Annotated in this window: 6 protein-coding genes; all 6 read right to left on the bottom strand. The window is 47.3% G+C overall.

Going from position 1 to position 4,814, the window contains the following annotated elements:
- Positions 1 to 107 precede the first annotated feature (107 nt).
- The gene (locus VFW36_RS12335) at positions 108 to 248 is read right to left on the bottom strand and encodes a hypothetical protein (RefSeq protein ID WP_329659116.1); all 141 of its coding nucleotides are present in this window, start codon (positions 246 to 248) and stop codon (positions 108 to 110) included.
- 58 nt (positions 249 to 306) lie between these two features.
- Positions 307 to 1,056 carry a competence/damage-inducible protein A gene (locus VFW36_RS12330; RefSeq protein ID WP_329659115.1) on the bottom strand — a complete coding sequence of 250 codons (750 nt, stop codon included), beginning with the start codon at positions 1,054 to 1,056 and terminating at the stop codon, positions 307 to 309.
- A 44-nt stretch (positions 1,057 to 1,100) separates the two neighbouring features.
- Positions 1,101 to 1,748 (bottom strand): adenylate kinase, encoded by a 648-nt coding sequence (gene adk / locus VFW36_RS12325; protein ID WP_329659114.1) that lies wholly within the window; start codon positions 1,746 to 1,748, stop codon positions 1,101 to 1,103.
- Positions 1,749 to 1,764: 16 nt separating this feature from the next.
- Complete coding sequence (locus tag VFW36_RS12320; protein WP_329659113.1) at positions 1,765 to 2,337, bottom strand: adenylate kinase; 573 nt, start codon at positions 2,335 to 2,337, stop codon at positions 1,765 to 1,767.
- Positions 2,338 to 2,340: 3 nt separating this feature from the next.
- The gene (aspS, locus tag VFW36_RS12315) at positions 2,341 to 4,095 is read right to left on the bottom strand and encodes an aspartate--tRNA ligase (protein ID WP_329659112.1); all 1,755 of its coding nucleotides are present in this window, start codon (positions 4,093 to 4,095) and stop codon (positions 2,341 to 2,343) included.
- 93 nt (positions 4,096 to 4,188) lie between these two features.
- Positions 4,189 to 4,814, bottom strand: a 626-nt coding sequence (locus tag VFW36_RS12310) for a 5'-nucleotidase (protein WP_329659111.1), incomplete at its 5' end; no start/stop codon positions are given.

The following is a 4,814-nucleotide window of genomic DNA, read 5'->3' as shown; positions in this document are numbered from 1 at the left end:
TACCCATCCGACGACGGAGCAGAGATTGGAACGTTTAGAGGCGTTAAAAGGGGAAGTGTCACCGAGAGAGAACAAACTCTACGAGCGTCATTACCGGTAGAAGCGTTTTATTCGGATTCGATTTTTAGGGTGAAATGGGGTTTGTGAGACATCTTTTTTTTCGGTGTTTTCAAAAAAGTATGCCGATATACGATGTAAATAAAGAGACTTAAGCCCAGCCCTACAATCAGATAACTCATTTTTTCCATCCAGTGCTCCTCTACCCTTGATAATGTGAAATCGGCAGATTAAAAAAAATGTTTATTTCTAATAATTTTTGATTATCTCAAAAGCAATCGATTTGGACTCTAATGCATTAATAAAGCGTTGAAAATTGGTTTTACAGAGCGCTTCATCGCTCGAGGCAACCGAAATCTCGACCGTCGGATTTCCCCCGTTCATCATTGGTAGCGATGAAAAATCGATCCCCTCATCCAACCCTTCCATAACATCGATCAACGTATTTTCAGAGGTCTGAGCTATGAGCGTATGGCGATAGAGCTTAGGGGCTTGGGGATAAAATCGCTCCAGTGCCTCTTCGACCATCGGATGAGACATCTCAGGAAATCCCGGCATGAAAAAATAGCGCTCATAGAGGTAAAAGCCCGACATATTGTTGATGACGTTATGAAGCAGTCCTGAGTCTTTAGGGAGTTCCGCCATGTGGATGCGGTGCGGGTATGCGGCATCACCGAATCGTTCGATAATATGATCGGCAAATTCTCGTTGAGGAACCAATACGCCGTCGCTAAAGACATCGGCAGCAATTTGACGGGTTAAATCATCGGGAGTTGAACCGATCCCGCCGAAACTGAACATCACCGCCTCGGGATCGTTTTTGATCATTGCAAAGGTGTTATGGATCAACGTAGGATCATCTTTGATAATGAAGGAAGAGAAGAGGGTGTGCCCGCGACGCAGCAGCGCATCACGAACATAGAGAAAATGTTTGTCTTCACGACGGGCATTTAGGATTTCAGAACCGATAATAACGGCATAAAAGTGGGGAGTTTTCATAAGAGGATTATAACACGAGATTCCCCGCTAAGGGGAGAGGAAAATTATTTGAGTTTTTCCAAAATTTCTTTTTCAACAACATCGATTTTTTGGGTTCCGTCGATGGTGATGTATTTCACGGAGCTATCAGTTGCCGCAACACCTTGGTAGTAGTTGACAAGAGGAGCAGTTTGCTCATGGTAGACACGGAGACGATCTAAAACGACTTCGGCTTTATCATCAGCTCGTTGTACGAGTTCTTCTCCTGTTTCGTCATCTTTTCCTTCCACTTTCGGCGGATTGAAAACGACATGATAGGTACGGCCTGAAGCGAGGTGGGCACGGCGTCCTGACATACGCTCAACGATAACGCTATCGGCAACATCGATTTCGATTACGGCATCGATCGCTACACCCGCTTCTTTGAGCGCGTCGGCTTGAGGAACGGTACGAGGGAACCCGTCAAGGAGAAAGCCATTTTTGCAATCATCTTCTAAAATGCGCTCTTTGACAAGACCGATAATGATCTCATCGGTGACAAGTTTGCCCGAATCCATAAACGATTTCGCCAATGTTCCGAGTTCGGTTCCTGCTTTGATCGCGGCGCGAAGCATATCGCCCGTAGAGATTTGCGGGATGTCGAATGCTTTCGTCAAAAACTGAGCTTGTGTCCCTTTTCCGGCACCCGGAGCACCCAAAAGAATGATTTTCATTTGATATTATCCTATATTAGATTTTTGTTTTGATAAATGCTTCCATCTCATCGACAATAGCTTCGATGGTGCGTTCACCGTTGATTTTTTGGAGGAGATTTTTTTCCTCATAAAAAGCTTGTATCACTGCTAAAGGTTCGGTATAAACACTCATACGATTGTTAAATACTTCTTCTTTGTCATCGGCGCCGCGAGAACGTCCGAGGACGCGATCACGTGCTACCTCTTCGCTCACCACTACTTCGATGATACTGAGTAGCTCGATGGAGTGATCGTGCTGCAAGAACTTATCAAGTTCGCTCATTTGCTCGAATGATCGAGGATAGCCGTCGAACAAGATCACATCTGAGGGGGCGGCTTTGATCGCGCTGGTGATCGTCTCAATCGCGATCTCAATCGGAACGATCATTCCGCGGCTGATAAAGCTGTCGATGAGTTGACCGCGCTCTGATCCGCTGGCTACTTCGGCGCGGAGGAGATCACCCGTCGAGTAGTGGACGATTGATTCGCTGTTACGCGCGGCAATCATTTCCGCATCGGTTGTTTTGCCTGAACCCGGTGCACCAATAATCAAAAAAAGCTTTTTCATGACTTATTTGGCGCTTTCACGAAGGCGGATATGAAGCTCACGAAGCTGAGTTAATTCTACCGGACTCGGTGCTTGGGTCATGATACATGAGGCTTTTTGGGTTTTCGGGAACGCGATAACGTCACGGATGCTATCTTTTTTGGAGAGCAACATCATGAAACGGTCAAACCCGATAGCGAATCCGCCGTGTGGCGGTGCTCCGAATTTGAGGGCATCGAGTAGGAACCCGAATTTCTCTTGAGCTTCTTCTTCGCCGATCCCAAGAAGGGTGAAGATTTGCTCTTGAAGCGCTTGTTTGTGGATACGGATCGATCCTCCGCCAAGTTCGGTTCCGTTGAGGACGATGTCATAGGCGATCGATTCGATGTCTTCGAGGTGCTCGTGGTTCAAATCACGCGGCATGGTGAACGGATGGTGAAGTGCTTTGACACGACCCTCTTCGATCTCGAACATCGGGAAGTCAACAACCCAGACAAATTCGAAGCGATCTTTGTCGATTAAGTTCATTTTCTCATGTTCGGCGATGAAGATACGGAAACGTCCCATATAATCCCACACGGTTTTTTTATCTCCCGCACCGAAGAAGACGACATCGCCCACTTCCATGCCCGTACGGTCGACGAGGAGTTGTAAATCTTCAGGGGTGAAGAATTTTTCCAACGGTCCTTTGAGACCGTCCTCTTTCATTTGGAAGTATCCGAGCCCTTTGGCACCGAATTTACGGACGTAATCTTCGAAGCTTTTCATTTCACGTTTGGAGAATACCAAATCGGCACCCGGAACACGAAGCGCTTTGATACGGTTCATTTTCGGATTCGCGGCAATCCCTGTGAAAATCTCGTTGTCACAACGTGCGAAGATGTCAATAACATCGATCATTTTAAGATCATATCTGAGGTCAGGTTTGTCAGAACCGTACCACTCCATAGCGTCGGAGTATTTGATACGGTTGAACGGCGTGTGGACTTCATGTCCTGCTGCAGCAAACATACCCGTGATGAGTTCTTCGGCAACACGGATAACGTCTTCTTGGTTACAGAAGCTCATCTCGACGTCGATTTGGGTAAATTCGGGTTGACGATCGGCACGCAAATCTTCGTCGCGGAAACATTTTGCGATTTGGAAATAACGATCAAACCCTCCTACCATTAAGAGTTGTTTGAAAAGCTGAGGAGATTGAGGAAGGGCGTAGAACTCACCCTCGTGGACACGGCTAGGGACGAGATAGTCCCGCGCACCCTCAGGGGTTGATTTGGTTAGAATCGGCGTTTCCACTTCCAAGAATCCGAGACGATCCAGTACGTTACGTGCCGCGATAGCTGCTTTGGATCGGAGCATAAATGTGTTATACATTGACGGGTTACGTAGATCGAGGTAACGGTATTTTAGACGGATCTCTTCACCGACGCTGTTGTCACCGATACCGAACGGTACAGGCTCAGAGCGGTTTTCGATGATGAGCTCTTCGACGACCACTTCGATAGCACCCGTTTTGAGACGTGGGTTTACCAACCCTTCGCCGCGGTTACGGACACGTCCGTGTGCGATCAGGACGAATTCATCGCGCACTTCACTCGCGAGTTTATGGGCATGGGCATTATCGGCAGGATCGCAAACGAGCTGAATCAAGCCGCTTTTATCGCGTAAATCGATAAATACGATTCCACCATGGTCGCGGTAGCTGTTCGCCCAACCGCATAAAACGACGTTGTCGCCTACGTTTGCTTCACTTAAATCGGTACAAAAATGACTTCTCAAATCAAAGTCCTTAGGTTATATTTTTCGCAATTATATCGCGTATAAGCTTGCGGTTTGATAATATAACAATAGACTTCGCCCTAGTCAGAGCACTTATGAGCCGTTTTGATTCCCTGAAAGTGGCGAAGAGGAGCTATAGGGGACTTTTGCGCTGGGGGTTTCTTTGGAAGTTTTTTCAAGATGAACGTCTTGGTCGTCGAAGAAAATATCCGCCTGAAATGCCTTTACGATTTCGTATTTATCAACACCGCCTAGGAAAAAGGCCTCATCGATACGGACGCCCCACTCATTTAACGTCCGTATAACCCTCTCATGGGCGGGTGAGTTGCGGGCGGTGATCAGTGCGGTTCGAATCGGTGCAGAGGTTTCATCGGGAAAATGGGTTTGGATTTTGGAGATAACCCGCAATAATTTGGCGAACGGTCCATCGGGGAGTGATTTGCTGACATTCTCTTTTTCATGGGCGATGAAGGCATCGAGCCCTTGTTGTTTGTAGATTTGTTCCGACTCGTCCGAGAATAAAACGGCGTCTCCGTCAAACGCGATGCGTACTTGGTGGGAACGGGGCTTTTTATGATCCCCCTCAAACGGTAAAATCCTCGCTGCCGCGATCCCCGTATCGATCGCATCACGGACATCTTCTTCGTAGGCGGATAAAAAGAGATCGACTTTGAACGGCAATAGATATTTCGAGATTTTTTCTCCGCCCGTCCAAGCCG

This window comes from Sulfuricurvum sp. (genome assembly GCF_036279695.1).
GTDB lineage: Bacteria > Campylobacterota > Campylobacteria > Campylobacterales > Sulfurimonadaceae > Sulfuricurvum.
Note: the sequence above shows the minus strand (reverse complement) of the source record. Positions and strands in the feature narration are given on the sequence as shown.